The sequence below is a fragment of the Microcystis sp. LE19-131.1A genome (assembly GCF_027532015.1).
In the GTDB taxonomy this organism is placed as follows: domain Bacteria; phylum Cyanobacteriota; class Cyanobacteriia; order Cyanobacteriales; family Microcystaceae; genus Microcystis; species Microcystis ichthyoblabe_A.
On sequence record NZ_JAPZSS010000004.1, the window covers coordinates 1 to 2,020 of the forward strand.

2 protein-coding genes and 1 pseudogene are annotated in these 2,020 nt (G+C 42.8%); all 3 read right to left on the reverse strand.

Annotation, left to right across the window (positions count from 1 at the left end):
* Positions 1 to 138: 138 nt before the first annotated feature.
* Positions 139 to 999: pseudogene (locus tag O9323_RS00160) on the reverse strand (S8 family serine peptidase); the annotation flags it as partial.
* Positions 1,000 to 1,030: 31 nt separating this feature from the next.
* Positions 1,031 to 1,600, reverse strand: coding sequence for a Uma2 family endonuclease (locus tag O9323_RS00165; protein WP_002753006.1), 570 nt, complete (start codon positions 1,598 to 1,600; stop codon positions 1,031 to 1,033).
* 35 nt (positions 1,601 to 1,635) lie between these two features.
* The coding region (locus O9323_RS00170; protein ID WP_288124503.1) for a DUF29 domain-containing protein at positions 1,636 to 2,020 on the reverse strand (385 nt) is incomplete at its 5' end.

The window sequence follows — 2,020 nt, forward strand, 5'->3', positions numbered from 1 at the left end:
GAAAAACTTGATTAATAATGTACAGGATTAATTCTACTACAAAATTGGAAGGAGGGGGCAACCATCGATCCCTACCTCCCACACTCCGAGAATGATTATTATTCTTGAGAATGAATAGTTTATTTTTTGGAAGTCCCTTAGTTGTTTAATTGCCCCAGAAATGTTCAATACTCCGGCTAAACATTTTGGTTCATTTTCACTGTCTGCATATTGGCAGGGGAGGGCGCTTTTTAGTATTGCCTCCCGGACAGCGTGAGGATTGGGGGTTTCTCCCCGCTGCACCTGCAAGCTGAGTAATAAGGCGGCTACTCCGGCCACAATGGGCGCGGCGAAGCTGGTTCCACTCAGTTGCACAGTCCCGCCCCCTGGTTTTGCCCCTAAGATGTTTTCTCCAGGAGCAAGGATGCCTTGGCTTTGGTAGGTTTCCCCCCAATTACTAAAGTCGAGGGGATGCCCTCTAGCATCGACCGCACCCACCGCTAGGACGGCGGGAAGGGCCGCCGGAACTTGGAGGCATTCACAGCCATCATGGCCGGCAGCGGCAACGAGAAGAATATTTCTCTCGTTACACATCTCGACGGCACGAATTAGCCAGTCTTCGGCTTCTCCCATATCAGTGAGGGCTCCGCCGCTAATATTAATCACCTTTGCCCCATTTTCGGCGGCTTGTTCAATCGCCCTCGCTAAATCCAGTTGGGAGAGTTTACGGTTATCGTCGGCGAAGACGGGGACGAGTAGGCCTCGACACTGGGGGGCAATACCTTGGATGTCGCTGTTGGGTTGTGCGAAGATGAGGCTGGCAATATGGGTTCCGTGGGTGGACATTTGCCCGGCGGTGGCTTGATGCTGGACGAGGGTGGGTAAACGGGTTAGGTCTGCCCCATTAAAGCAGGGATGGTCGGTATCAACTACACCATCGAGAATGGCGACGGTTATTTCTGATGCGCCTTTGGTTTGTTTTTGTAGTTCTTTTAATCCCGGAATAGTTAAGACGTTCATCTTTTTTTAATTCTTGGGTTAACCGATAAAATTAATAATTAAATACATCACAAACCTTTAAGTTTAATTCTTTGAATCTGGGAGATTTTACTAGGTCATCATTGCTAAAATTACCAACCTGTGTGTAAGCATTTCCTCTTAATTCTAAGACTAAAATAGTTTGAGTTTGAGGATCAACTATCCAGTATTCAGGAATCCCACAATCTTGATATTGGCTTCTTTTGGCGATGTAATCTCTCTCTCTTTGGATTTCCCCCGGACTAACCACTTCAATGACTAATAAGGGGGGTGCCATGGAAAGAAGAATCGTATTTCTCTGGGAGAGTAATTGAATATGTTCTTCTCGAATAATGGTTAGGTCAGGATAACGGTTTTTCGGTTCGCCTCTCACTTCTAATTCTAAACCATGTCCTCTGACTCTCCGATGTCCAACAAGTGAGGCAAATGTGAGAAAAAGAAAGTTAGCGATTTCAAAGTTAAGTCCTGATTCTGGTGACATTTCTACCAATTCTCCGTTAAATAATTCATAAGATTCCTCTGAATTATCCTCATATTGTAGATATTCGGCAAAGGTTTGAAAGCGGGGTTTTGTGATTAACATAATTTCTTCATCTCTTTTTGTTGTTTAATTAATTTTTATGGCAACCAATCGCGATCTAGTAATTGTTCTAGTGAGTAAGGACATTGAGAGGGAAAAATCACAGTATTCGCTGTTTTGATTTTGACGAAACCTAACGCATCTTCATAAATATAGTTTAATTCTTCTTCTAAATAATTACGGAGATTAGCCGTTATTTTTCGCCTTAATTGAGTCCGAAAATTATAGATTTCTTCCTGCCAATTAATTGTATTATATTCTGTTTCTTTTGTCCAGTATTGCAGTAATAATAAATGGCGGATAACCTGTTCTAAAAGACTGGCTACCGCATTTTTCTTTTCTTTGCCCAAATCCTCTAATTCCTCGATTAAATGTTCTAAGTCTAGCTGTTGAAATTGATGATTTCTAAGCAAGCTAATGGTT